Source organism: Mycobacteriales bacterium, assembly GCA_035995165.1.
In the GTDB taxonomy this organism is placed as follows: domain Bacteria; phylum Actinomycetota; class Actinomycetes; order Mycobacteriales; family CADCTP01; genus CADCTP01.
On sequence record DASYKU010000084.1, the window covers coordinates 1 to 22,964 of the forward strand.

The 22,964-nt window shown below is 74.4% G+C and carries 25 protein-coding genes; 11 read left to right on the forward strand and 14 right to left on the reverse strand.

Features of this window, described 5'->3' with window-relative positions; all coding sequences use genetic code 11:
- Positions 1 to 39: 39 nt before the first annotated feature.
- A complete protein-coding gene (locus tag VGP36_13575; GenBank protein HEV7655745.1) occupies positions 40 to 453 on the forward strand; it encodes a VOC family protein in 414 nt (137 codons plus the stop codon).
- On the opposite strand, the gene VGP36_13580 is transcribed toward VGP36_13575, so the two are convergent.
- Entirely contained in the window at positions 437 to 949 is a 513-nt protein-coding gene (locus VGP36_13580; GenBank protein HEV7655746.1) for a MaoC family dehydratase, read from the reverse strand. The genes VGP36_13575 and VGP36_13580 overlap by 17 nt on opposite strands.
- Positions 950 to 1,157: 208 nt before the next feature.
- Between VGP36_13580 and VGP36_13585 the strand changes: the two genes are divergently transcribed.
- Both VGP36_13585 and VGP36_13590 read left to right on the forward strand, forming a co-directional pair.
- Positions 1,158 to 1,925, forward strand: coding sequence for an MBL fold metallo-hydrolase (locus tag VGP36_13585; protein HEV7655747.1), 768 nt, complete (start codon positions 1,158 to 1,160; stop codon positions 1,923 to 1,925).
- Entirely contained in the window at positions 1,922 to 2,254 is a 333-nt protein-coding gene (locus VGP36_13590) for a VOC family protein (GenBank protein HEV7655748.1), read from the forward strand. The genes VGP36_13585 and VGP36_13590 overlap by 4 nt, the downstream gene beginning before the upstream one ends.
- On the opposite strand, the gene ychF is transcribed toward VGP36_13590, so the two are convergent.
- Positions 2,244 to 3,317 (reverse strand): redox-regulated ATPase YchF, encoded by a 1,074-nt coding sequence (gene ychF, locus VGP36_13595; protein ID HEV7655749.1) that lies wholly within the window; start codon positions 3,315 to 3,317, stop codon positions 2,244 to 2,246. The genes VGP36_13590 and ychF overlap by 11 nt on opposite strands.
- Before the next feature lie 82 nt (positions 3,318 to 3,399).
- Between ychF and VGP36_13600 the strand changes: the two genes are divergently transcribed.
- The 3 genes from VGP36_13600 to VGP36_13610 are packed head-to-tail and all read left to right on the forward strand — an operon-like array spanning position 3,400 to position 5,574.
- Entirely contained in the window at positions 3,400 to 3,720 is a 321-nt protein-coding gene (locus tag VGP36_13600; GenBank protein ID HEV7655750.1) for a hypothetical protein, read from the forward strand.
- The gene (locus VGP36_13605) at positions 3,687 to 5,072 is read left to right on the forward strand and encodes a DNA recombination protein RmuC (GenBank protein HEV7655751.1); all 1,386 of its coding nucleotides are present in this window, start codon (positions 3,687 to 3,689) and stop codon (positions 5,070 to 5,072) included. Before VGP36_13600 ends, VGP36_13605 begins: the two co-directional genes overlap by 34 nt.
- A 46-nt stretch (positions 5,073 to 5,118) precedes the next feature.
- Positions 5,119 to 5,574: a DUF6542 domain-containing protein gene (locus tag VGP36_13610; protein HEV7655752.1), complete on the forward strand. Its 456-nt coding sequence runs from the start codon at positions 5,119 to 5,121 to the stop codon at positions 5,572 to 5,574.
- 270 nt (positions 5,575 to 5,844) lie between these two features.
- Here VGP36_13610 and VGP36_13615 read toward each other — a convergent pair whose 3' ends face one another.
- Entirely contained in the window at positions 5,845 to 6,804 is a 960-nt protein-coding gene (locus VGP36_13615; GenBank protein HEV7655753.1) for a 4-hydroxy-3-methylbut-2-enyl diphosphate reductase, read from the reverse strand.
- Positions 6,805 to 6,865: 61 nt separating this feature from the next.
- Here VGP36_13615 and VGP36_13620 point away from each other — a divergent pair, with 61 nt between their 5' ends.
- Genes VGP36_13620 through VGP36_13630 form a run of 3 tightly spaced genes read left to right on the forward strand, consistent with a single transcriptional unit; the run spans position 6,866 to position 9,302 of the window.
- Positions 6,866 to 7,747, forward strand: a complete 882-nt coding sequence (locus tag VGP36_13620; protein HEV7655754.1) for a hypothetical protein — start codon at positions 6,866 to 6,868, stop codon at positions 7,745 to 7,747.
- On the forward strand, positions 7,748 to 9,061 hold the full coding sequence (gene xseA / locus VGP36_13625; GenBank protein ID HEV7655755.1) for an exodeoxyribonuclease VII large subunit: 1,314 nt from the start codon (positions 7,748 to 7,750) through the stop codon (positions 9,059 to 9,061).
- 28 nt (positions 9,062 to 9,089) lie between these two features.
- Entirely contained in the window at positions 9,090 to 9,302 is a 213-nt protein-coding gene (locus VGP36_13630) for an exodeoxyribonuclease VII small subunit (GenBank protein ID HEV7655756.1), read from the forward strand.
- Here the strand turns inward: VGP36_13630 and VGP36_13635 are convergent.
- On the reverse strand, positions 9,299 to 9,901 hold the full coding sequence (locus tag VGP36_13635; GenBank protein HEV7655757.1) for a DUF4245 family protein: 603 nt from the start codon (positions 9,899 to 9,901) through the stop codon (positions 9,299 to 9,301). The two genes, VGP36_13630 and VGP36_13635, sit on opposite strands and share 4 nt — an antisense overlap.
- A gap of 75 nt (positions 9,902 to 9,976) precedes the next feature.
- Here VGP36_13635 and glpX point away from each other — a divergent pair, with 75 nt between their 5' ends.
- Complete coding sequence (gene glpX / locus VGP36_13640) at positions 9,977 to 11,011, forward strand: class II fructose-bisphosphatase (protein ID HEV7655758.1); 1,035 nt, start codon at positions 9,977 to 9,979, stop codon at positions 11,009 to 11,011.
- Between the two features lie 4 nt (positions 11,012 to 11,015).
- Here the strand turns inward: glpX and VGP36_13645 are convergent, their stop codons facing one another.
- Genes VGP36_13645 through VGP36_13665 form a run of 5 tightly spaced genes read right to left on the reverse strand, consistent with a single transcriptional unit; the run spans position 11,016 to position 16,744 of the window.
- Positions 11,016 to 12,242 (reverse strand): VOC family protein, encoded by a 1,227-nt coding sequence (locus VGP36_13645; GenBank protein HEV7655759.1) that lies wholly within the window; start codon positions 12,240 to 12,242, stop codon positions 11,016 to 11,018.
- Positions 12,235 to 12,732, reverse strand: coding sequence for a sigma-70 family RNA polymerase sigma factor (locus VGP36_13650; GenBank protein ID HEV7655760.1), 498 nt, complete (start codon positions 12,730 to 12,732; stop codon positions 12,235 to 12,237). The genes VGP36_13645 and VGP36_13650 overlap by 8 nt, the downstream gene beginning before the upstream one ends.
- A gap of 48 nt (positions 12,733 to 12,780) precedes the next feature.
- The gene (locus VGP36_13655) at positions 12,781 to 13,905 is read right to left on the reverse strand and encodes an amidohydrolase family protein (protein ID HEV7655761.1); all 1,125 of its coding nucleotides are present in this window, start codon (positions 13,903 to 13,905) and stop codon (positions 12,781 to 12,783) included.
- Positions 13,893 to 15,293 carry a glutamine synthetase family protein gene (locus VGP36_13660; GenBank protein ID HEV7655762.1) on the reverse strand — a complete coding sequence of 467 codons (1,401 nt, stop codon included), beginning with the start codon at positions 15,291 to 15,293 and terminating at the stop codon, positions 13,893 to 13,895. The genes VGP36_13655 and VGP36_13660 overlap by 13 nt, the downstream gene beginning before the upstream one ends.
- Positions 15,290 to 16,744 (reverse strand): APC family permease, encoded by a 1,455-nt coding sequence (locus tag VGP36_13665; protein ID HEV7655763.1) that lies wholly within the window; start codon positions 16,742 to 16,744, stop codon positions 15,290 to 15,292. Before VGP36_13665 ends, VGP36_13660 begins: the two co-directional genes overlap by 4 nt.
- Before the next feature lie 160 nt (positions 16,745 to 16,904).
- Here VGP36_13665 and VGP36_13670 point away from each other — a divergent pair, with 160 nt between their 5' ends.
- A complete protein-coding gene (locus VGP36_13670; protein ID HEV7655764.1) occupies positions 16,905 to 18,302 on the forward strand; it encodes a class II fumarate hydratase in 1,398 nt (465 codons plus the stop codon).
- A 21-nt stretch (positions 18,303 to 18,323) separates the two neighbouring features.
- On the opposite strand, the gene VGP36_13675 is transcribed toward VGP36_13670, so the two are convergent.
- Genes VGP36_13675 through VGP36_13695 form a run of 5 tightly spaced genes read right to left on the reverse strand, consistent with a single transcriptional unit; the run spans position 18,324 to position 22,941 of the window.
- Entirely contained in the window at positions 18,324 to 21,389 is a 3,066-nt protein-coding gene (locus VGP36_13675) for a hypothetical protein (GenBank protein HEV7655765.1), read from the reverse strand.
- A 13-nt stretch (positions 21,390 to 21,402) separates the two neighbouring features.
- Positions 21,403 to 21,843, reverse strand: coding sequence for a pilus assembly protein TadG-related protein (locus tag VGP36_13680; protein HEV7655766.1), 441 nt, complete (start codon positions 21,841 to 21,843; stop codon positions 21,403 to 21,405).
- Positions 21,843 to 22,241 carry a TadE/TadG family type IV pilus assembly protein gene (locus tag VGP36_13685; GenBank protein HEV7655767.1) on the reverse strand — a complete coding sequence of 133 codons (399 nt, stop codon included), beginning with the start codon at positions 22,239 to 22,241 and terminating at the stop codon, positions 21,843 to 21,845. Before VGP36_13685 ends, VGP36_13680 begins: the two co-directional genes overlap by 1 nt.
- Before the next feature lie 2 nt (positions 22,242 to 22,243).
- Positions 22,244 to 22,720: a TadE/TadG family type IV pilus assembly protein gene (locus VGP36_13690; GenBank protein ID HEV7655768.1), complete on the reverse strand. Its 477-nt coding sequence runs from the start codon at positions 22,718 to 22,720 to the stop codon at positions 22,244 to 22,246.
- On the reverse strand, positions 22,717 to 22,941 hold the full coding sequence (locus VGP36_13695) for a hypothetical protein (protein HEV7655769.1): 225 nt from the start codon (positions 22,939 to 22,941) through the stop codon (positions 22,717 to 22,719). The genes VGP36_13690 and VGP36_13695 overlap by 4 nt, the downstream gene beginning before the upstream one ends.
- Between the last annotated feature and the right edge of the window lie 23 nt (positions 22,942 to 22,964).

Here is a 22,964-nt window from a genome sequence, read left to right on the forward strand (position 1 = left end):
CGGCGGGCCGAGACCATCGAGATGCCGTAGCCTCCGCGCATGAACTGGACGCTCGAGGTCGTGTGCGTGCCGGTGTCCGATGTGGACGCGGCCAAGGAGTTCTACTGGGCGCAGCTCGGATTCGCCGTCGACCACGACACCACGATCGGCGCGGACAACCGGATCGTGCAGCTCACGCCGCCCGGCTCGGGCTGCTCGATCTGCATCGGCACCGCCGTGGTGGCGATGCCGCCGGGCTCGATGCAGGGCCTGCAGCTGGTGGTGCCGGACATCCGGAAGGCGCACGCGGAGCTGACCGCGCGCGGTGTCGACGCCGGCGAGGTCCAGGTGTACGCGCGGGACGGGCTGCGCCCGGCCGTCGACGGCGACGAGCTGAACAACGTCGGCTTCCTGCACTTCACCGACCCCGACGGCAACGGCTGGGCCGTCCAGCAGATCACCGCCCGGAGCTGAGCCGGGGCTCCGGGCGGCGGCGGAGGAAGTTCGTCGCGCGGAAGGTGATCGGGCGGCCGTCGTCCTGGTTGAGCAGCTCGGCGCCGGTGAGGACGACGCCGCGGTCCGGCCTGGACCGCGATGTCCGGGTCTCCAGGATCGTGACCCGCAGCCGGAGCGTGTCACCGGGGCGCAGCGGGACCTGCCAGCGCAGCTCGTCCAGCCCGGGCGAGGCCAGGCTGGCGACCCGGGACAGGTAGTGGTCGGCGATCAGCCGCATCGCCAGGCTGCCCGACTGCCAGCCGCTGCCGATGATCCCGCCGAACGGCCCGCTCGCCGCGTACGCCCGGTCGACGTGGATGGGCTGCGGGTCGTACCGGCCGGCGAACTCGAGGATCTCCTCCTCCGTCACCGACAGGTGGCCGTACTCGTAGACCGCGCCGGCCGCATAGTCCTCGAACCACCGGTCGTCCGGCGGCGCGGCGAAGTCGGTCTCGCTGAGGACCCGGGTACCCATGGACGGATCATCGCACCGGACCAGCGGAGATCGGCATGACGGGCGTCTCCCCGGCGGCACTGGACGACGCCGCACGCGAGCTCGGGATCTCCCTGCCCCCGGACCGGGACGAGGCGCTCCGCAGGCTTCCGACTTCGCCACGTTCCTGCGCCGGATGAAGGCCGAGGGCACCTTCCGCCGGGAGTGAGCGAGCGGCGAGGATCGCGTCATGACCTCCGTGAGGGTGCAGCTTGTGGGTGGGCCGACCACGCTGATCGAGATCGGCGGCGTCCGGCTGCTGGTCGACCCGACGTTCGACCCGCCCGGCGACCATCCGATCGGCAGCCGGGCGCTGCGGAAGACCCGCGGCCCGGCAGTGCCGGCGGGGGAGATCGGCGCCGTGGACGCCGTGCTGCTCTCGCACGACCAGCATCCGGACAACCTCGACGACGCCGGGCGTGCCTTCCTCGCCGACGCGCCGCTGACGCTGACGACCGGGGCCGCGGCCGAGCGGCTCGGCGGGACGGCCCAGGAGCTGCCTAACTGGCGGCACGTCACGCTGCCCCGCCCCGGCGGCGGCGAGCTGCGGATCGTCGGCGTGCCCGCGCAGCACGGCCCGGACGGCACCGAGCACTTGGTCGGCCCGGTCACCGGCTTCGTCCTGGACGGCGACGGCCTGCCCACCATGTACGTCAGCGGCGACAACGCCTCGCTGGCCATCGTCCAGGCCGTCGTCGACCACCTCGGCCCGATCGACCTCGCCGTCCTGTTCGCCGGCGCGGCCCGGACGCCGCTGCTCGACGCCTATCTGACCCTGACCAACGACCAGGCCGCCCGGGCGGCCGCGATCCTCCGCCCGGCCCGCATCATCCCCGTCCACACCGAAGGCTGGGCCCACTTCACCGCCGACCGCGCTGGGCTGCCGGCCGCCTTCGAGACCCATGACGTATCGGATCAACTCCTGTTCCTCGCCCCGGGCGAATCCACCACCCTCTGACCCACCGCCGGGTCAGAGTTCGAGGACGAGACGGAGGCGCGTTCTGGCGAGGCGCGCTCGGCTACGCGTCCTCCCAGGACCCCCAGGTGTCCGACCTGTATGACCCCCGGCAGCTCAACCCGGTCATCAACCTCCAGCCCATGGACCCCAGCGAGACCGAACGCCGGCGGCAGCGCAACCGGATCCACCTCGAACTGCTGCTGCCCGCCGACCAGCTCCGGGCGCGGGCCGACACCGCGGTCGCCGCCGGCGGCCGGATCCTCGACCAGTCCCCGGACCGCTACCGGATCGCCGACCCCGAGGACAACGAGCTCGACCTCAGACGTTGAAGCGGAATTCGACGACGTCGCCGTCGCGCATGAGGTAGTCCTTGCCTTCGATGCGGGCCTTGCCGACGGCGCGGGCGGCCGGGACGGAGCCGGCGGCGATGAGGTCGTCGTACGAGACGATCTCGGCCTTGATGAAGCCGCGCTGGAAGTCGGTGTGGATGACGCCGGCCGCCTCGGGGGCGGTCGCGCCGACCGGGATCGTCCAGGCCCGGGACTCCTTGGGACCGGCGGTGAGGTAGGTCTGCAGGCCCAGGGTGCGGAACCCGACCCGGACGAGCTGATCGAGCCCGGGCTCGTCCTGGCCGATGGAGGCCAGCAGCTCGGCCGCGTCCGCAGCCGGCAGGTCGATCAGCTCGGACTCGACCTTCGCGTCCAGGAACACCGCCTCGGCCGGGGCGACCAGCGCCCGCAGCGAGTCCAGGTAGGGCGCGTCGGCCAGCTCGGCCTCGTCGACGTTGAAGACGTACAGGAACGGCTTGGTGGTCAGCAGCGACAGCTCGCGCAGCGGCTCGATGTCGATCCCGGCCGACGACAGCGTCCGCCCACTGTCCAGGATGGACCGCGCCTCCTGTACGGCCGCCAGCACCGGCGCCTTGTCCTTCTGGATCCGGGCTTCCTTCTCCAGCCGGGGCAGCGCCTTGTCCACGGTCTGCAGGTCGGCCAGCACGAGCTCGGTGTTGATCGTCTCGATGTCGTCCTTGGGCGAGACCTGGCCCTCGACGTGCACCACGTCGGGATCGCCGAAGGCCCGGATGACCTGGCAGATCGCGTTGGACTCGCGGATGTTGGCCAGGAACTTGTTGCCCAGCCCCTGCCCCTCGCTGGCCCCGCGGACCAGCCCGGCGATGTCCACGAACGACACCGTCGCCGGCACGGTCTTGACGCTGTCGAAGAGCTTGGCGAGCGCTCCCAACCGAGCGTCGGGCACGCCGACCACGCCGACGTTCGGCTCGATCGTCGCGTACGGGTAGTTCGCCGCGAGCACGGAGTTCTTGGTCAGCGCGTTGAACAGCGTCGACTTGCCCACGTTGGGCAGGCCGACGATGCCGATGGTGAGTGCCACGCCCATCGAGTCTACTGACGTAACGCTCCCCCGCCGTCCGCCCACCTACGGATGTGGACAGGCGGTCGCGGCCGGGGTCGCGGTGGCCGACGGCATCGTCGTCGCCGGGATCGCCGGCCCCGGCGGCACCCCGCCCGCGTACGCGGTCGAGCGCGAGCCGGACGGCACGGTGACCGTGAGCGTCGGACAGCTGTTCGACCTGCGGGGGCTGCAGCGGGCGCTGGACCGGGCCGGCGTGCCGGGCAAGATCGTCCTGGTCGAGCCCGGATGCCATGACGGTCCGGCCAGGTGTGACGGCCGGCCCGACCGGCGGGCGACGCGCCGGGTGGCCTGCCCGGCGCGGCGCCGTCGCGGGGGGACCATGCGTCGGTGGACGTCACCACGCTGCTGCTCGCCCTGCTGACCGCGGTCGCCGGGCTGGTCGTGGGCGTCACCCTCGGCCGCGGCTCCGGCGTCAGGGCGGCGGCCGAGCGGGACGCCCTGCGCGACGAGCGCGACCGGCTCTACCGGGAGCGGGAGGCGCTGGAGACCCGGGCCCGGCGGGCCGAGGCCGAGGCGGCGGCGAGCGCGGCCGCCCTGGACGCCGAGCGGGCCGGGGACCAGCGGCTGCGGGAGACGTTCGCGGCGTTGTCGGGCGAGGCGCTGGCCCGCAACAACGAGGCGTTCGTCCAGCTCGCGGAGGCCCGACTGGCAGAAGCGACGACGAAAGCCGGCGGCGACCTGGACAAGCGCCAGCAGGCGATCGAGGGCCTGGTCGCGCCGCTGCGGGACACGCTGGGCAAGGTCGAGCAGCAGATCCGCGAGGTCGAGCGCGGCCGCGCGGGGGCGTACTCGTCGCTGCTGGAGCAGGTCGCGACCATGCGGCAGACCTCGGAGCAGCTGCGTACGGAGACCGCGCAGCTGGTCACCGCCCTGCGCGCGCCGCAGATCCGCGGCCGCTGGGGCGAGCTGCAGCTGCGCCGGGTGGTGGAGTCCGCGGGCATGCTGGAGCACTGCGACTTCACCGAGCAGCCGTCCGTCGCCGGCGAGGACGGCCTGCTGCGCCCGGACCTGGTCGTGCACCTGGCCGGCGGCAAGAACGTCGTGGTCGACTCGAAGGTCGCGTTCTCCGGGTTCCTGGAGGCGTCCGAGGCCCGCGACGAGGCGACCCGGGCGGCCCGGCTCAAGGCGCACGCCCGGCACCTGCGCACGCATGTGGACCAGCTGGCGGCCAAGGCGTACTGGGAGCGGTTCGATCCGAGCCCGGAGTTCGTCGTCTGCTTCGTGCCGGCCGACGTGTTCCTGGACGCGGCGCTGCAGCAGGAGCCGGGGCTGCTGGAGCACGCCTTCGAGCGCAACGTCGTGATCGCGACCCCGTCGACGCTGATGGCGATGCTGCGCACGGTCGGGTACGCCTGGCGGCAGGAGGCACTGGCCCGCAACGCCCGCGAGGTGCACGAGCTGGCCCGCGAGTTCTACACCCGGCTCGCGACGATGGGCTCGCACGTCGACGCCGTCGGCACCGCGCTGAACTCGGCCGTCAACCGCTACAACAAGGCGGTCAGCTCGCTGGAGAGCCGGGTCCTGGTCAGCGCGCGCAAGCTGCGCGAACTGCGGGTCACCGACGCCGAGCTGCCCTCGCCGCGGCAGGTCGAGTCGGCCGCCCGCTCGGTGGAGAAGGAGGTGCTGGTCTCCGGCGACACGATCGTGCCGCTCGGCTCCCGGCCCCGTCCCACCCAGGGCGACCTGCTCGGCCGTGAGGCTTTCGGGTCGTAGGCAACATCCACAGTGGGATCCGCGTCAGCGGAAGTAGAGTGCGCGCGTGTCGCGCCGCAACCGATCCGAGCAGGAGCGTGGCGTGTACGTCGACCAGGTACGGGACCAGCGCCGGTACGACCCGGCGCCGGCCGGCAACACCGGCCCGTCGCTGACCGGCACCGGCGCGGTCCTGCTGCTGACCGGCATCTCCGCGGTCGCGGGCGTGCTCGACGTGCTGGCCGGGTCCTCGCTGCGGCTGATCTTCGCGGCCGGGCTCGTGCTGGGCGCGCTCATCGCATCCCTGCTGGTCGTCCGGCGGGACCTGCTGACCGTCGTGTTCGCGCCGCCGCTGGTGTTCCTGGCCGCGTCCGCGGTCGCGGTGCTGCTCGGCCGGGGCGACGCCGGCGGCGGGCTCATCGACCTGGCCACGAGCTGGCTGGTCTACGGCTTCCCCGCGATGGCGATCGCGACCGGGGTCGCGGGGGTCGTCGCGCTGATCCGCCGCTCCCGCAGCCGCTGACTCCGGCGTCGCGGCCCCGCGTCCCTCGGTAAGCGCGATCGTCGGTCAGAACCAGGCCGCGGTTGATCCCGCCGTTGGTCGGCGCCGGGCGCGGGGCCGGCCTGCCGTTCGGCGATCGTCGGGTGGGAGCGGCGGTGTCCGCTCAGAGCCCTACCACTCGGAGTGGTAATTGCCACTCCGAGTGGTAGCGCTTCGATCGGACACCGTCCTGCGTGCGCGACCGCCGGCCGCTCGGCATCCGGCGCGAGTCGTCAGGCGCGCAGATGGCTGTCAGGCGCCGGCGGCGATGCGGCGGAGTTCGCGGGGGAGGGCGAAGGACTGCTTCTCCTCGACCGCGGTGACCGGCTCGACGTCGTCGTACCCGCGCTCCGCCAGCCAGGCCAGCACGTCGGTGACCAGGATCTCCGGCACCGAGGCGCCGCTGGACAGGCCGACCGTGGCGACCCCGTCCAGCCAGGCCTCGTCGATCGCGGTCGCGTCCTCGACCAGGTGCGCGGCCTTGGCCCCGTGGTCCTTCGCGACCTCGACCATCCGGACCGAGTTCGAGGAGTTGGCCGAGCCGACGACCAGGAACAGGTCGGCCTGCACGCCGATCGCCTTCACCGCGGCCTGCCGGTTCTGGGTGGCGTAGCAGATGTCGTCGCTGGGCGGCGAGTGCAGCCCCGGGAACCGCTGGCCCAGCGCCGAGACCGTCTCCAGCGTCTCGTCCACCGACAGCGTGGTCTGGGACAGCCAGACGACCTTGTCCGGGTCCTTGACCTCGACCTTCGCCGCGTCCGCGGGGCCGTCGACGAGGGTCGTGACCTCCGGCGCCTCGCCGTGCGTGCCGACGACCTCTTCGTGGCCCTCGTGCCCGATCAGGAGGATCTCGTACCCCTCCCTGGCGAACCGGCGGGCCTCGTTGTGCACCTTGGTGACCAGCGGGCAGGTCGCGTCGATGGTGCGCAGGTTGCGGGCGGCGGCCTCCTCGTGCACGACCGGAGCGACACCGTGCGCGGAGAAGACCACCGTGGCGCCCTCCGGCACCTCCTCGGTCTCCTCCACGAAGATCGCCCCGCGGGCCTCGAGCGCGCGCACGACGTGCAGGTTGTGCACGATCTGCTTCCGTACGTACACCGGAGCGCCCTCGATCTCGAGGATCCGCTCGACCGTCTGGACCGCTCGGTCGACGCCCGCGCAGTAGCCCCGCGGGGTGGCGAGCAGAACCTTCTTCGGGCCGGACGAGATCATGACTCGATGGTACGTGCGGGGGTCACGAGCGTCCCGCGCCCGCATGGGGCAGGCTGTTGTCATGAGCACGCCGATCCCGCCGCCGCTGCGCGCCGCCGCCGGACTGGCCGCGCTGGCCATCGACTCCGCGCGCAAGGTGCCCCGCCAGCTCGTCGGCCTGCCGGTGCTCGCGGTCAGCACCGCGTTGCAGGCCTCCCTGAAGGCGCAGCAGACGTACGCCGGGCTGGTCGCCCGGGGTGACGAAGTTCTCACCCAGCTGCGCGGCCAGCAGGAGGGCGCGCCACCCTGGGCGCAGTTCGACGACGAGCCTGCGGGGGCCCGGCCACCGTCGGCCTTCGACGCGGTCCCGGAGCCGCCGGACGCCGCTGACGATGTCGTGACCGAGGACCTGGCCGACTCGCTGATCGAGGAGGCGGGCGAGGAGGCGGCGCTGATCGAGGCGGTCGAGCGGGAGCTCGACCCGGACTTCGACCGGGACGTGCCGTCGATCGCCGAGGAGCGGGCCGAGCAGGCCGAGGCCGACGCGGAGAACGTGCTCGGCGAGATCGAGGAGGACCAGGACGCCGCCGCCGACGCCGCGCTGGCCGAGGCCGGCGTGACCGTGGCGGACTTCGAGCCCGGCCGGGCCGGGCCGGAGCGCGTCAACGGGCGGCCGCCGGGGTCCGGCACCGAGCCCGGCGCCGACCTGCCCGGGGACGCGCTGGTGGCCGACGCCGCCGCGGCCGACGCCGCGCTGGCCGGCGGCCCGCTGGACGGGTACCTCGCGGTCGACCCGCCGGTGGCCGGCTACGACGGGTTCTCCATCCCCCAGCTGCGCGGGCGGCTGCGGTCGCTGACGATCGAGCAGGTCGAGGCGCTGGTCGCGTACGAGCGGGCGAACCAGGCCCGGCCGGCGTACCTGACGATGCTGGAGAACCGGCTGACGACGCTGCGGTCCCGCTGAGTGGGCAACCCGACCAGCCCGGAGCAGCCCTGGCCGGTCCGTACGGTGGCGATGAAGATCGCCGAGTGGGTGGCCCGGCTCGGTGAGATCTGGGTCGAGGGGCAGGTCACCCAGCTCAACCGGCGCGGCACCGCCACCGCGTTCCTCACCCTGCGCGACCCGGCCGCGGACGTCTCGGTGTCGGTGACCTGCCGGGGCGACGTCCTGGACGGGATCGTGGTGGCCGAGGGCGCCCGGGTGGTGATCCGGGCCCGGCCGGACTACTACGTCGGGCGCGGCACGCTCACCCTGCGCGCGACCGAGGTACGCCCGGTCGGCGTCGGCGAGCTGCTGGCCCGCCTCGAACGCCTCAAGCGGATCCTGTCCGCCGAGGGCCTGTTCGCGCCCGACCGCAAGCGCCCGCTGCCGTTCCTGCCGGCCAAGGTGGGACTGGTGACCGGGCGGGCGTCGGCGGCCGAGCGGGACGTGCTCGAGAACGCCCGGCGGCGCTGGCCCGCGGTGGTGTTCCGGGTCGAGGGCGTGCCGGTGCAGGGCGTCAACGCGGTGCCGGCGATCGTGGACGCGCTGCACCGGCTGGACCACGACGCCGACGTGGACGTGATCGTGATCGCCCGCGGCGGCGGGTCGGTCGAGGACCTGCTGCCCTTCAGCGACGAGGCCCTGATCCGGGCGGTCGCGGCGGTACGGACGCCGGTGGTCAGCGCGATCGGGCACGAGCCCGACTCGCCGCTGCTGGACCTGGTCGCCGACCTGCGCTGCTCGACGCCGACGGACGCGGGCAAGCGGGTGGTGCCGGACGTGGCCGAGGAACTGTCCCGGGTGGACACCCTGCGGCAGCGGGGCCGGCGGGTGCTGCGCACCCGGATCGACCGCGGGCTGGCCGAGCTGGACGCGACCCGGCGCTCGGGCCGCCGCATCGTCACCCACGCCCTGGCCGTGTCGGTGTCCACAGTGGACGGGCTGCGGGAGCGGGGCCGGCGCTCGGTCTCCGCCCGGCTGGACGCGGCCGAGGCCGACCTGGCCCACTCCCGGGCCCGGGTGGCGGCGCTGTCGCCGGCCGCGACCCTGGAGCGCGGGTACGCGGTGGTCCAGAAGGCCGACGGCAGCGTGGTCCGGGCACCGTCCGATGTGGACACCGGCGACCCGCTGCGGCTGCGGGTGGCCGGCGGGTCCTTCGACGCGGTCGCCGGCTCGGCCGCTCCGAGGACGCCGGCCCGGCGGACCAGGCCGGCTCGCCCCCGCGAGTCGGCCCGGCCGGATGCGGCGGCCCCGCCCGACGCGGCAGCTCCGGCGGAGCCGGGCTCCGCGCAGTGAGTGAGCGGTCGGGGTAGCGTCGCACCCCGTGACCGAGGACGCCCCCCAGAAACCGCTCGGCTACGAGCAGGCCCGCGAGGAGCTGGCCGAGGTCGTCCGCCGGCTGGAGGCCGGCGGCCTGAGCCTGGAGGACTCGCTGGCGCTCTGGGAGCGCGGCGAGAAGCTGGCCGACGTCTGCGCGCAGTGGCTGGAGGGCGCCCGCAAGCGCCTCGACGCCACCCTCGCGACCGACGGGAACTAAGGGGTCGCGCTCGCCGCCGGTGGCAGCACGAGCGACCCCGCCAGCGTGGCCAGGTCCGTACCGGAGGCGTCGCCGGTGATGACCACGCCGGCCTTGCCGATCGTCGCGGCCAGCACCTGCTCGCCCCGCCGGCTGCGGTACATCGCCCAGCGGGTCGTGCCGACCTGGGTGCTCCCGTCCGCGGTCGCGGCCGGCGCCGCGGCCGAGAGCAGCTCCGCCACCGTCCGGTCGCCCGAGACCACCTCGGCGAACTTGTCGTCCTCGGTGAGGTAGCCGATGGTCAGCGTGACCGGCGAGGCCTTGCGGGCCGTCGGCTGGCCGACGTCGGGAGCCGCGTTCGGCGCGTCGACGTTCGTGCTGGTCGCGCGCCAGGTGCCGGGCAGCGGCCCGGGCGCCGGCAGCGGCACCGGTGACACCCGCTGCGCGTACGACACGTCGGGGCCGGGGTCGACCGAGACGACCGGCGAGGGCGAGCCCCGCTGCCAGAGCACCAGCAGCACGACCACGACCAGGACCGGCACGAGCGACCAGAGCAGCCCGGTGAACGACCGCCCCGGTCCGCGCGGACGGGCGCTCGCCACCTCGCTCCGAGTGCTCACGCCCACCATTGTCGCGCGGCACCCCCGCCGGGGTTCTGGGAGGATGCGGGGGTTGCCGATGACGCGGAGGCTGTCGTGACCGATGTCCCACCCGAGCTCGCCGTCCACCGGGAGGCGCCGGACCGCAACCTCGCCCTGGAGCTCGTCCGGGTGACCGAGGCCGCCGCGATGGCCGCGGGCCGCTGGGTCGGCCGCGGTGACAAGAACGGTGGCGACGGCGCCGCGGTGGACGCGATGCGCACGCTGATCAGCACGGTCTCCATGCGCGGCGTGGTCGTCATCGGCGAGGGCGAGAAGGACGAGGCGCCCATGCTGTTCAACGGCGAGGAGGTCGGCTCGGGCCAGGGCCCGGAGTGCGACGTGGCCGTGGACCCGGTCGACGGCACCACGCTGATGGCCAAGGGCATGCCCAACGCGGTCGCCGTGCTGGCCGTCGCCGAACGCGGCACCATGTACGACCCCTCGGCCGTGTTCTACATGGACAAGCTGGCCACCGGCCCCGAGGCCGCCGACGTCGTGGACATCACCGCGCCGCCGAAGGAGAACATCGCCCGCATCGCCAAGGCCAAGGGCGGCGCCCGCGAGGACGTCACGGTCTGCATCCTGGACCGCCCCCGGCACGACGACCTGGTCGTCCAGGTCCGCGAGGCCGGCGCCCGGATCAAGTTCATCTCCGACGGCGACGTGGCCGGCGCGATCATGGCCGCTCGCGAGGGCACCGGCATCGACCTGCTGCTCGGCATCGGCGGCACGCCCGAGGCGATCATCGCCGCCTGCGCGCTGACCTGCATGGGCGGCGTGCTGCAGGGCAAGCTCTGGCCCCGCAACGACGCCGAACGGCAGAAGGCGCTGGACGCCGGGCACGACCTGGACCAGGTGCTCACCACCCGGGACCTGGTCAGCACCGACAACGTCTACTTCGCCGCGACCGGGGTGACCGACGGGGAGCTGATGCGCGGGGTGCGCTACCGCTCCGGCGGGGCCCAGACCCAGTCGATCGTGATGCGCGGGAAGAGCGGCACGATCCGGGTGGTCGACAGCTGGCACTCGCTGACCAAGCTCCGGGCGTACTCGTCGGTCGACTTCGACGGGCCGGGCACCGAGGAGTGACCGGCTAACCGTCGCCGAGGTAGAAGCGGACGCCCTGGTCGTCGGCGCACTCGGCGGTCGTCCCGTACGGCTGCCGCTCGGGTTCGGTCGCCGTCCCGCCGGCGGCCCGGACCCGCTCGACCGCGGCGGCGACGTCCGCGACCTTCCACATCGGGACCGCGGTGGCGCCGGCGTGCCCGCCGCTGATGCCGGTCATCGGGGCCACCCCCGGCACGGCCCAGCCGTCCTCGACCCGGCCGGGCTCGAAGCCGAGCCCGAGCACGGCGCCGTAGAAGGCCCGGAACCGGGCCGAGTCCACGACCTCGACCGTCAGGTACGCCAGGTCGCCCGGCCGGGCCCCGTTCGCCGGCGACCGCGGGCCGGACCCGGCCCGGTGCAGCGCGAACACGGTGCCCTGGTCGTCGGCGCAGTCCGCGGCGGTCCCGTACGGCCGGTCCTCGGGCTCGGAGGAGGTGCCGCCGGCGGCCCGGACCCGCTCGACCGCGGCGGCCACGTCGTCCACGGCCCAGGACAGGTGCCAGCCCGGCTCGCCCCGCCCGATGCCCATCGAGAGCGACTGGCCGACGATCTGCCGGCCGCCCTCGGCGTGCCCGGGCGCGTACTCCCAGCCGAGGACGGCGGCGTAGAACGACGCCGCCCGGTCCGGGTCGGGCGTGGTCAGCCAGGTGTAGCCGACGTCGCCCTGCCGGTCGGTGTCCGGCAGCATGTCCAGCGGGGTGTGCAGCAGCCAGCGGTGGCCGAACGGGTCGACGATCGTGGCGTTGCGGCTGCCGTGCGCGTCGTACATCGGGCCGGGCATCGAGCCGCCGCCGTCGACGGCCCGGCGCATCGTCTCGGCCACGTCCGGGACCTGCAGGGAGAGGCTGACCGGGGTGCCGGCGGCCGCGGGCGCGACCACGCCGATCTCCGGGAACTCCTCGGACAGGTAGAGCTTCCCGCCGGCCAGCGCCAGCTCGGCGTGCCCGACCCGGCCGTCCGGCATCAGGATCGGGTCGCCGTCGAGCCGGGCGCCGAGCACGTCGGCGTACCAGTCCAGGGCGCGCTGCCCGGTCCCGGTCGGGACGGCCAGGTACGGGATCAGGGCGGCACGGGTCAGGGTCTCGGTCACGGGGGCGACTCCTCGGGGTAGGGCCAGGGCGCGCTCGAGGCGCGCCCGCAGCGAGACGGCGAAGCCGGGGTCCGGGTCGACCGGGTCGACCGGCCGGCGCAACGCGTCGAACGGGTCAGCCATCGCTCGACCTCCCTCCCGGCATGTCGTACGCGCGGCGGAAGGCCGCACGGGCCCGGACCAGCAGCGCCTCGGTGGCGTGCAGGCTCCGGTCGAGCAGCCGCGCCACCTCGGGGACGGGCAGGCCGTCCAGGTAGCGCAGCGTGAGCGCGAGCCGGTGGTGCGGGCCGAGCCGGTCCAGCACCTCCCGGGCGGTGACCGCGTCGAGCACGCCGTCCTCCCACGGAGGCTCCGACCCGGGCGGCACCAGCGCGAGGCTGCGTTCCTCCCGGGCCTGCCGGCGCCAGTGGTCGGCCAGCTTGTGCCGGGCCACCCCGATCAGCCACGCGACGCTGAGCCGGTCCCGGACACCTACTGCGGCCAGGAACGTCTCCGCGGTGAGGTCCTCGGCCAGCGCCCGCTGCCCGCACCGGGACAGCAGGTAGCCGTAGACCTGCGGGAGCGCCTCGTCGTACAGCTCCAGCAGGCCGGGCGCTGCCGGCTGCTCGCTCACACCCCTCCGTCGTCCGGGAGCCCGCTTCTCCGACGGGCCGCCGGCGAACTATTTCAGCTCGTAGACGCGGGTCGCGTTCTCGTGCGCCACCATCGCGGCGATCCGGTACGCATCGGGCACGGACCACTCCCCCGCGGCCGTACGCTCGGTCAGCAGCGACCCGAGCGCGCGGCGGAAGGTGAGCGCGCCGAGGAAGTAGAGCTCGGGCAGGCCGAAGGCGTCGGAGGAGTAGAGCAGCTTCCCGTACGGGGCCAGCTCGGCCGCCTCGGCCAGCACCGCCGCGGCCCGCGTCGGCCCGACGAAGTGCAGCGCCAGCCCGACGTCGAGGTGGACGTGCGGGTGCACCGCGGCCAGGTACGACGCCTGCCGCTGGTACGGCCAGCAGTGCAGCAGCATGACCGGCACCCGGTGCCGGTGCAGCCAGTCGGTGAGCAGGGTCGGGTCGACCCGCCACATCCGGATGTCCGGGTCGCCGAGGCCGATGTGGAACTGGATCGGCCGGCCCAGCTCGACCGCGGCGGCGAGGGTGGCCCGGATCAGCACGGGATGGTCGAGCCTGGCCCGGGATGAACCGCCCAGCCACTCCCGGGCCGCCGCGGTGACCTCGGCCGGGGTCGGCGGGACCGGGTCCAGGTCGAGCCCGACCCGGTACGCGGCGACCGACTTCACCCCGACCGCGGTGGTCCTCGCCAGCCGGTCGGCGAAGCGCGGCCCGAACTCGTCCGGCTCGACCCCGTCCGCGGCCAGCGCCTCGGCCACCGACTCCAGCCGGACCACGTGGTGCCCCCGCGCTCCGGCCGCCGCGGCCAGCTCCTCGGGCGTGGTCAGCCCGTCCGGCCGGAAGCCGGTGTCCACGCAGAACCGGGACGTCCCGGTCGGGACCAGGAACCGGCGGGTCAGCTCGGCCGGCCCGAGCTCGCGGCGCCGGTCCAGGTAGTCCCGCCGGGACGGGTGCTCCGGCAGGTCGAGCACGGGAGCGCAGTGCCGCCGGACCGCCAGCCCGAGCGGGGTGTCGAAGTTGGTCAGCCCCGGCGCCGGTGGGCCGCCCTCGCTCAGCAGCGCCTCGACCTCGTCGTCCTCCAGCTCGCCGGTGACCACGCCGTGGCAGTGGTGGTCGACCAGCTCGACCTGGTCGACCGCGTCCTGGATCCCGGCCCCGGTCAGTACACCCACCGGTACGCCTCGGCGACCGCGTCCGCCGACTGCCCCTCCATCCGGGCCTGCTCGCCCCGGCGGACCGCGACGACCGCGTTGGCCAGCACCGGCCCGAGGGCCTCCCAGAGCAACGCCGACTTCTCGAACGCGTCGAGCGCCTCCGGCAGCGACTCCGGCAGCCGGACCAGCCCCTGCTCGGCCCGCTCGGCCTCGCTCAGCACGCCCGGGTCGCCGGTCACCGGCGGCCCGGCCCGCAGCTCCCGCTCCAGCCCGTCCAGTCCGGCCGCCAGCACCCCGGCGAAGGCCAGGTACGGGTTGGCGGCCAGGTCGACGCACTTGACCTCGAGGTTCGCGGCCTTGTCGCGCTGCCCGGTCATGCCGGTCACGACCCGGACCGCGGCCTCCCGGTTCTCGTGGCCCCAGGCCACGTACACGCCGGCCCAGTGCGAGGGCTGCATCCGCAGGTAGCTGTTCGGGCTCGGAGTGAGCAGCGCGGCCAGCGCCGGCAGCTGGTCCAGCACGCCGGCCAGGAAGCCCTCGGCCTCGCCGGTCATCCCGAGCCGCTCGTCCCCGCCGCTGTGCAGGTTGACGCCGTCCCGCCAGATCGAGAGGTGCAGGTGGCCGCCGTTGCCGACGCCGCCGGCCTGCACCGCCGGGGCGAAGGAGACCCGCAGCCCGTGCCGCGCGGCCACGGCCAGGATCGTCTGGCGGACCAGCACGCTGCGGTCGGCCGCGGCGACCGGGTCGGTCGCGCCGACCGACACCTCGTACTGGCCGGCGGCGTACTCCGGGTGCAGCTGGTCGACGTCCACGCCCTGCGCGGCCAGCGCGGACAGCAGCTCGGCGCCGAACCCGCTCTGCTCGACCTGGCGCACCATCCCGTACGCGGGGCCGTGACAGGCCGGGGCGAAGTCCGGGAACGGCGCGTCCCCCAGCCCCAGCGCGAACTCGATCTCGATGCTGGCCTTCACGGTCAGCCCCTGCTCGGCCGCCGCCGCGACCGCGTGCCGGAGCAGGCTGCGGGAGCAGGCCGGGTGGACCTCGCCGTCCTGGGTCAGCCGGTCGACCGGGACCCAGGCCCAGCCGGGCTGGGCGGCCAGCGGCACCAGCTCGTCCAGGTCCGGGAACAGCCGCAGGTCGCCGTCCGGGCCGCCGAGCACGTCGGTGGCGACGATCGAGTCGTCGGCCAGGAACGTGTCGAACACCGGCGACATACCGACGCCCCAGGCCGCGGCCCGCTCCAGCGCCCCCAGCGGCACGGTCTTGACCCGGGTCACGCCGGCCGTGTCGACCCAGCTCAGCACGACCCCCTGCACGCCGCCGCCGGCCAGCTCGGCGGCCAGCGCGTCGGCCCGCTCCAGGTCGCCGTCGCGGCCTCCGGGCGTGGGGTCCTCCAGCGTGCTCATACCGGCTCCCTCGCCAGACCTTGATCGGCAGTCAATCGCTCGCCGGCGCGGCGGGCGATCGCGGGTCTGGCCAGCACCAGCGCGACCGCGGCCAGCAGCCAGACCGCACAGATGGCCGGGTTCCAGGCCGCCTCCCCGGACGGGTACGGCGCGACGTTGCGGTAGATCGTGTAGCCGAGCACGACCAGCGCCAGCACCGGGATTGCGATCTCCCAGCGCGGTGTCCGGCTGCCGGCGGTGAAGAACAGCAGCCGCATCGCGCCCAGCGTCGCCAGCACGTACGCGACCAGCAGGATCAGGGTGCCGATGACGCCGGAGTTGGCGAACACGCTGTACGACGGCGACTCGTCGTGCCGGTACGCGATGCCGAGGATCACCACGAGCGCCGCCGCGGCGCCCACGACCACGGCCGCCGCGGTCGCCGGGGTGCGGTTGTGCTCGCGGACCCGGCCCAGCGCCGTCGGCGCGACCCCGTCCCGGCCGAGCGCGAACAGCAGCCGGGACGCGCCGACCGCGCAGGCCAGCGCGCAGCCGAACGCGCTGACCGCGGCGCCGAGGCTGATCAGGTCGCCGACCCAGGCGCCGACGTACTGGCCGCCGAGGTCGCCCAGCAGCGAGGTCGATCCGGCGAACGCCGTCCGGCCGGCCTCGTCGGTGCCGAAGCCCTGCACCTCGACCCAGGTCACGAAGATGAAGTAGAGGCCGCCGAAGATCGCGGTGCCGAGGATCGCCCGCGGGATGTCCCGGCGCGGCTGCCTGGCCTCCTCGCCGAGCGTGGCCGCGGCCTCGAAGCCGGCGAAGGAGAGGAACCCGAACACCACGCCGAGGAACAGCGCCGAGGTCTGGGTCCCGGGCTGGACCTCGAACGGGGTCACGGTGATGTGCTTGCCGTGGGATCCGCCGGCCAGCTTGGCCAGCACGATCACCGAGACGATGAGGATCAGCGCCACGGTCGTCGCCTCGACCAGCAGCAGCAGGCGGGTGCCGCGGCGGACGGGGCTCACGGTCAGCGCGTACACGCCGGCCAGCGCGAGCAGGGCGAACAGGAACGGCGCCCACTGCGGCGGGTCGTTCCAGATCCCGAGGCTGTCCAGGAAGCTCGTCAGGAAGCGGCCGGCCGCGGTCGAGGTGACCACCGCGTAGAAGACGTACGTCCCGAGCAGGCCCCAGCCCGCGACGACGCCCGCCCGGGCGCCGAGCGTCGCGCCGACGAAGCCGTACACGGAGCCGGAGTGGTGGTATTTCTGCGTCAGCCGGACGAACGTGTACGACACCAGCAGCACGCCGACCGTCGCGAGCGCGAACGTCAGCGGCACGGCCCGGCCGACGCTGCCGATCACGCCCTGCGGGTTGATGTTCGCCGCCATCGACGGGGCCATCAGGGCCACCGAGATGCCGACGGCCTCCCAGATGTTGAGCTCGCGCGTGAATCCCGACGCTTCACCAGCCATGACGTCTCCTCGGGGTGCGCCCTGCAGATGATCAAACACCCGGCGTTTGGGCCCGACAAGCCGTCATCGTGCTGCGCTTCGCCGGCGTGGTGCGGCTCACGCGGCCGGGGCTCGCGGCGCTGCCTAGGATCGGGGCCAATCCCCGTCGAAGGAGCCGCAGGTGAGCGAGGAGTTCCGGGTCGAACACGACTCGATGGGTGACGTCCGGGTGCCGGCCCGGGCCAAGTGGCGGGCGCAGACGCAGCGCGCCGTGGAGAACTTCCCGATCTCCGGGCAGCCGGTCGAGCGCGAGCTCATCCGCGGGCTGGCGCTGATCAAGGGCTTCGGCGCCCGGGTCCGGGCCGAGCGCGGGCTGCTCGACGCGGACAAGGCCGCCGCGATCTCGGCCGCGGCCGCGTCGGTGGCGGCCGGCGAGTGGGACGCGGAGTTCCCGATCGACGTGTTCCAGACCGGCTCCGGCACGTCCTCGAACATGAACGCGAACGAGGTCATCGCGACGCTCGCCTCCGAGCGGCTCGGCGGCGCGTCCGTACACCCGAACGACGACGTCAACGACCCGCTGTCGAGCAACGACCAGTTCCCCTCGGCGATCCACGTCGCCGCCACCAACGCGGTCGTCAACGACCTGATCCCGGCACTGCGGGTGCTGCACGCGTCGCTGTCGGCGAAGTCGGCCGAGTTCGCGACCGTGGTGAAGTCCGGGCGCACGCACCTGATGGACGCGACCCCGGTGACGCTGGGCCAGGAGTTCGGCGGCTACGCGGCCCAGGTGTCGTACGGGATCGAGCGCCTCGAGTCGTCGCTCCCACGGCTGGCCGAGCTGCCGCTGGGCGGGACCGCGGTCGGCACCGGGATCAACGCGCCGGCCGGGTTCGCGGCCCAGGTCATCGCGCTGATCGCCGAGGAGACCGGGCTGCCGCTGACCGAGGCCCGAAACCACTTCGAGGCCCAGGGCGCGCGGGACGCGCTGGTCGAGACCTCGGGGCAGCTGCGCACGATCGCGGTCGGGCTGGTCAAGATCACCAATGACCTGCGCTGGATGGGCTCCGGTCCCCGTACGGGTCTGGGCGAGATCGCGCTGCCCGACCTGCAGCCCGGGTCCTCGATCATGCCGGGCAAGGTCAACCCGGTCATCCCGGAGGCCGTGCAGATGGTCGCGGCGCAGGTGATCGGCAACGACGTGACCGTGGCGTACGCGGGGGCGGCCGGCAACTTCGAGCTCAACGTGATGCTGCCGGTGCTCGCCCGCAACGTGCTGGAGTCGACCCGGCTGCTGGCGACCTCGTCCCGGCTGCTCGCCACCCGCTGCGTGGACGGGATCACCGCGAACGTCGAGCGGGCCCGGGAGCTGGCCGAGTCCTCGCCGTCGGTGGTGACGCCGCTCAACCGCTTCATCGGCTACGACGAGGCGGCCAAGGTGGCGAAGCAGTCGCTGGCCGAGCGGAAGACGATCCGGCAGGTCGTGATCGAGCGCGGGTACGTCGCCGACGGCAAGATCAGCGAGGAGGACCTCGACCGCGTACTCGACGTCCTGTCCATGACCCGCCCCCCCGAGTAGTCCCCGATTCCCCGGCCCGCCTCAGGCGGTGAGGCGGGCGGGGACTCCGCGGGGGTCGGTGAGGGGGGCGTCGAGGGCCTCCGCCTTGTCGGCCAGGACGCGGTTCGCCGCCGCGTCGCCGTCGCGCTCGCGGACGCCCTCGAGCAGGTCGTCCCAGAGCAGCCCGGACGCCGGCTCGACCCGCAGCCCGGCCCGGGCCGCGGCGATCGCCCCGTCCAGCCGCCCGGCGGTGCGGTATCCCGCCGCCGCCCGGTGCGCCACGTCCGCGACGAGCGCCGGCATCTGGTGCGACACCGGGTCCCGCGCGATCCAGGTGTAGCGCCGCGGCAGGTGCGGCTCGACCAGCGGCCCCCGCGCCAGCTCCAGCGCCCGCAGCACGTCCTCCTCGCCGCCGCGCGCGGCCAGCGCCACGAACTGGTGCCAGTCCAGCTGCACCTCGTCCGACAGCCGCAGCCGCCCGTCCTCGTCCAGCCGCAGTCGCGGCTGCCCGGCGGCGTCCGTCCCGAGCCAGTCGCCGACCCGGGCCAGCGTCGCGTCCCGCTCGGCCACGGTCACCCCGTACGGCCAGACCGAGGCGGCCAGCGCCCGCGGCGTCACCCCGCCGGTGAGCGCGAGGAAGCCGGCGATCTCCAGCGCCAGCGGCGTCCCCGGCAGCAGCCGGTCGGCGCTGTCCACACCGGGCTCGCCGAAGATCCGCAGCAGCACCGCGGGCTCCCGGTCCGGGTCCACCGGCCGCGGCAGCGCCGGCACCGCGAGCTGCTCGACCGGCTCCTCCGGCACCGCCGACACCGGCGCCCAGACCGGGGCCGGCGTCGTCGGCACCGGTGCGGCCGCGGCCGCCTCGGCCCGCACCAGCCGGGCCAGCGCCGCGTACGACCGGGCGGTGAGCAGCTGCGCGCCCACGGTCACGCCGAGCACGCCGGTGTCGAGCATGCCCTTGTCGTCGATCGCGAACCGCCAGCGCGCGTCGGGCACCTCCCCGGCGATGAGCACGCCCAGCGGCGCCCGCCGGGCCGAGCGGGCCCAGTCCTGCAGCTCGGCCAGCTGCTCCGGCGCCGGCGGCGAGGCCAGCACCAGGAAGTCCGGGGTCAGGCCGTCGCCGCGCAGCCCGCGGACCCGGCCGGTGAGCACCGACTCGATCCCGGACGCGGACAGCGCCTGCCGGCCGGCCGAGAGCCGGTCGGTGACGCCCTCGACGACCTCCTCCAGCGTGTCCACGCAGCGCAGCCGGTCCTCGCTGATCGGCGCCAGCGCCGAGCCGAAGCCGACCAGCGTGACCCGCATGTCGTCGGACCAGCGGTTGGTGACCAGCTCGACCGCGGCCGCGGCGACCACGCTGCGGGCCCGGTCGAGGTCGCCGGCCACGCAGATGGCACCGCCCGCGCTCTCCAGGTCGACGAAGATCCGGCCCTGCCCGTCGCCGCCGACGGAGACCAGCCCCGGCAGCGGCGCGGCGGCGCCGGCCGTGGCCGGCAGCTGGGTCGAGCGGTCCAGCACCCAGCGGGAGCCGCCGTTCTCGGCCGTGAACGGCAGCGGCGCCTGGTCCTGCGGCACCGCGAGCAGCAGCTCCAGCGCGTCCTCGGACAGGCGGGCCGCGTACACCTCCGGGACCGGGCGGTCGTGCTCGGCCAGCGTCCGGGCCAGGGTCCGCAGCGCGCGGTCGAGGTAGTCGGCGCCGGCGGTGTCGGCGCCGAGCCGGACGGCGACCTCGGCCGCCGCGGCCTCGGCGTCGGGCAGCGGGACCGCGGACCCGGCCCGGCGCTGGGTGGCGCGCTTCCGGCGCAGGGCGACCAGGACCTCGAGTACGCCGGCCGCGAGCAGCTCCGCGCCGACCAGGTCCCAGGGGATCTCGGGCGAGCGCTCCGGCGCCTGGGCGGCGCCGGTGACGGGCCGGGTGGCGGCCCGGTCGAGCGGGCCGGGCGTCGCGGTGCCGGCGCCGCCGGTCGGCGACACCGAGCCGGCCGAGCCGTTCGCCGACCCGGTCCCGTTCACGGAGCCCGCTCCGTTGACCGAGCCGGTCCCGTTCGCGGACCCGGTCCCGTTCACCGACCCAGTTCCACTGACGGGCCCGGTTCCGTTGATCGAGCCGGCCCCGTAAGAGCCGGTCCCGTTCACCGACCCGGTCCCGTTGACGGATCCGCCGCCACTGAGCGAACCGGACCCGCCGCCGGTGCCGGTGACCGTCCCGGTGACCGAGCCCGTCGACGACCCGGCACCGCTGAGCGAACCGGATCCGGCCGGGGTGGTCACGCCGGCGGCCGGCTCCGCGCCGGACAGCTGCGGGGTGATCTCGATCAGGCCCGCACCGCGGGCGTCGGCCGGCAGCACCAGCGTCCAGCCCGGGCGGATCAGGCTCTCCAGGGTGAGCTTCGACCCGTCCGGCTGCAGCCGGCCCTGGTTCAGCTCGAAGACCTCGCGGTAGCGGATGCCGGAGCCGAGGTAGCGCTCGGAGATGTCCCAGAGGCTGTCGTGGTGGCGGCCCTGCGGCGGCATCACCACGTACTGCTTGGCGCCGTGCAGCATCCCCGCCGAGGCACTGCTGGGCGCCGGCACCTGAGCCGCGTCCGCCTGCCGCGCGGCGGCGTCGGCCTGTCCGACCGTCTGGCTCGCGACCTGGGCGAACGCGCCGGACACCGAGGCCACCGCGGCCGGCGCGGCGGTGGGCGGACCGCTCGGCGCGTGCGCGCTCTGCAGCCCGTGCCCGGCGGTGGCCAGCAGCAGTACCGCGGTGATGAGCCGGCGGGCGAAGTCCTGCTGGGCGGCCGCGGCGAACGGCACCCGCCAGGGCAGCCCGCTCCCCCGTACGCCCGCGACGAGCTCGACGATCAGGCAGGACACCAGCTGGGCCCAGGCCAGCCAGACGATGCAGACGATGACGTCGAGCACGAACTCGATCGGGAGCTGCCCGCCCACCGGGTCCCGCGGGATCACCGGAATCGGGTTGCCGACGACGAGCACCAGCGCGACCGGGATGCCCAGCGCGATGCCGAGCAGCAGCACCCCGGAGACCAGCCCGCGCAGCGTGTCACCGCGCCGCTTGACCCGGCGGGCGCCGTCCAGCGGCGCCGTCGACATCGTCTTGCTCACCGTTGTCCGCCCCTCACAACCCGGTCACCGCGATGGCCTCCGCCGTGGCGTTGACCTCCAGCTCCTTGAACTTCGGCACGATGCCGAGGAGCGTCGTCTGAAACTTGATCTGCACGGTCACGGTGACGCCGTGGAACCCGCCTCGTGCGTCCCCGACGGGTCGGGTGAAGGCCATCGTCCAGGTCACGCCGCTGAGGTTGTTCGCGTACTGCGCGGCGGCCTGGCGGGCGTCGTTGTTGCTGTCGAAGACCCGGCAGTCGCCCAGGTCCCGCAGCGTCGCGACATCGCACTGGCCGGCCGCCGCCCGGGCGGCGGACTCGGCGATGTCCGCGGCCCGCTGCTTCGCGGCCAGGCCGGCCCCGCCGTCGATCACCAGCCCGGCCATGAAGATCATCGCGGGCGCGAAGATCGCCACGAACAGCGCCGCGGAGCCGCGGTCGCGCCGGCTGCGCATCAGTTCGTCCCCCGGAAGATGTCGACCACGGACGCGGCCTGGGCCGTGATCGTCTGCTTGCCCCAGAGCGTGGTCACCCGGCAGGTCGCGGTCGCGGTGACCCGGCCGCCGGGCGCCGGGACGACCGGGTTGAGGCCGAGCGGGTCGCAGTCGCGGTTGGCGGTGGCCGCCGCGTACGCATCCAGGGCGGCCTGCTCGGCGGTGCCGTTGTGGTTGATCGTCGCGGCCCGGGCGGCGTCCCGCGCGGCACCCTGGACCGCGGCCCGGCCCTCGGTGACCCGGCCGACCGAGATGATGAACGAGATCACCAGCAGCAGCGTCGGCGCGAGCACGGCCAGCTCGAGCGAGAACGATCCCCGCTCGCGCCGCCGCGCCGCCCTGTCCGCCGTCCTGGTCATGCTCAGGTGTCTCCCGATCGCTTGAAGATCTCGAACGGCCCGCCGGCCGTCGCCGTGATGGTGAGCTTGTCGCCGCCGAACAACCCGGGGATGATCAAGATCGGGTTGGCCGTGACCGTGATCCGGACCTGGTTGGTGGCGTTGTCGACGGTGCCGACCGCGACCGGCCGGCTGGTGGTGTCGCCGCTGTCGTCCAGCAACTGCCACTGCGCCAGCGCGCTGGACTGGGCCAGGGCCTGGACCTGGGCCGGGCTGGGCACGGAGTCCTCCAGCTGCACGTTGGACGGGTACGCCCGCACCGCCCGGGCGGTCCCCTCGGCCTCGGCCTTGATCACGTTGCGGGCGTGGTAGTAGAGCGCGGCCTGGACCGTGAGGAACACCAGCAGCAGGAACACCACCGACAGCATCGCGAACTCCAGCGACGTCGAGCCGCGCTCCTGCCGGGCGGTGCGCGACCGCCGCAGCGGCCGCCGGCTCACTGGCCCGGGATGTCTTCGTTCTTCACGATGTTGCCGGCGTCGGTGACCTTCTGATACACGATGCCGCCGATCAGGACAGCCGCGGCGATGAGCACCGCGGCGATGATCGCGGTCTCCAGCGCGGACGCACCCCGGTCGCTCTTCTCGCGCAGCGGTTCCACCCGAGTCCGGATATACGCCAGCGTGAACGCCACGATCGGGTTGTCGAGGAAGTTCGACACAGCCTCTCCCTGGTTGCTCGTTT

What these genes read in the sequence shown, in the direction of transcription:
- VGP36_13615 (HEV7655753.1), bottom strand. Translation starts at nt 6,804, where the DNA reads ATGATCTCGTCCGGCCCGAAGAAGGTTCTGCTCGCCACCCCGCGGGGC.
- VGP36_13680 (HEV7655766.1), bottom strand. Translation starts at nt 21,843, where the DNA reads ATGCGCAGCCGGCGCGACCGCGGCTCCGCGGCGCTGTTCGTGGCGATC.
- VGP36_13660 (HEV7655762.1), bottom strand. Translation starts at nt 15,293, where the DNA reads ATGAGCACGCTGGAGGACCCCACGCCCGGAGGCCGCGACGGCGACCTG.
- VGP36_13580 (HEV7655746.1), bottom strand. Translation starts at nt 949, where the DNA reads ATGGGTACCCGGGTCCTCAGCGAGACCGACTTCGCCGCGCCGCCGGAC.
- VGP36_13620 (HEV7655754.1), top strand. Translation starts at nt 6,866, where the DNA reads ATGAGCACGCCGATCCCGCCGCCGCTGCGCGCCGCCGCCGGACTGGCC.
- VGP36_13685 (HEV7655767.1), bottom strand. Translation starts at nt 22,241, where the DNA reads ATGACCAGGACGGCGGACAGGGCGGCGCGGCGGCGCGAGCGGGGATCG.
- VGP36_13585 (HEV7655747.1), top strand. Translation starts at nt 1,158, where the DNA reads ATGACCTCCGTGAGGGTGCAGCTTGTGGGTGGGCCGACCACGCTGATC.
- VGP36_13645 (HEV7655759.1), bottom strand. Translation starts at nt 12,242, where the DNA reads ATGGCTGACCCGTTCGACGCGTTGCGCCGGCCGGTCGACCCGGTCGAC.
- VGP36_13665 (HEV7655763.1), bottom strand. Translation starts at nt 16,744, where the DNA reads ATGGCTGGTGAAGCGTCGGGATTCACGCGCGAGCTCAACATCTGGGAG.
- VGP36_13575 (HEV7655745.1), top strand. Translation starts at nt 40, where the DNA reads ATGAACTGGACGCTCGAGGTCGTGTGCGTGCCGGTGTCCGATGTGGAC.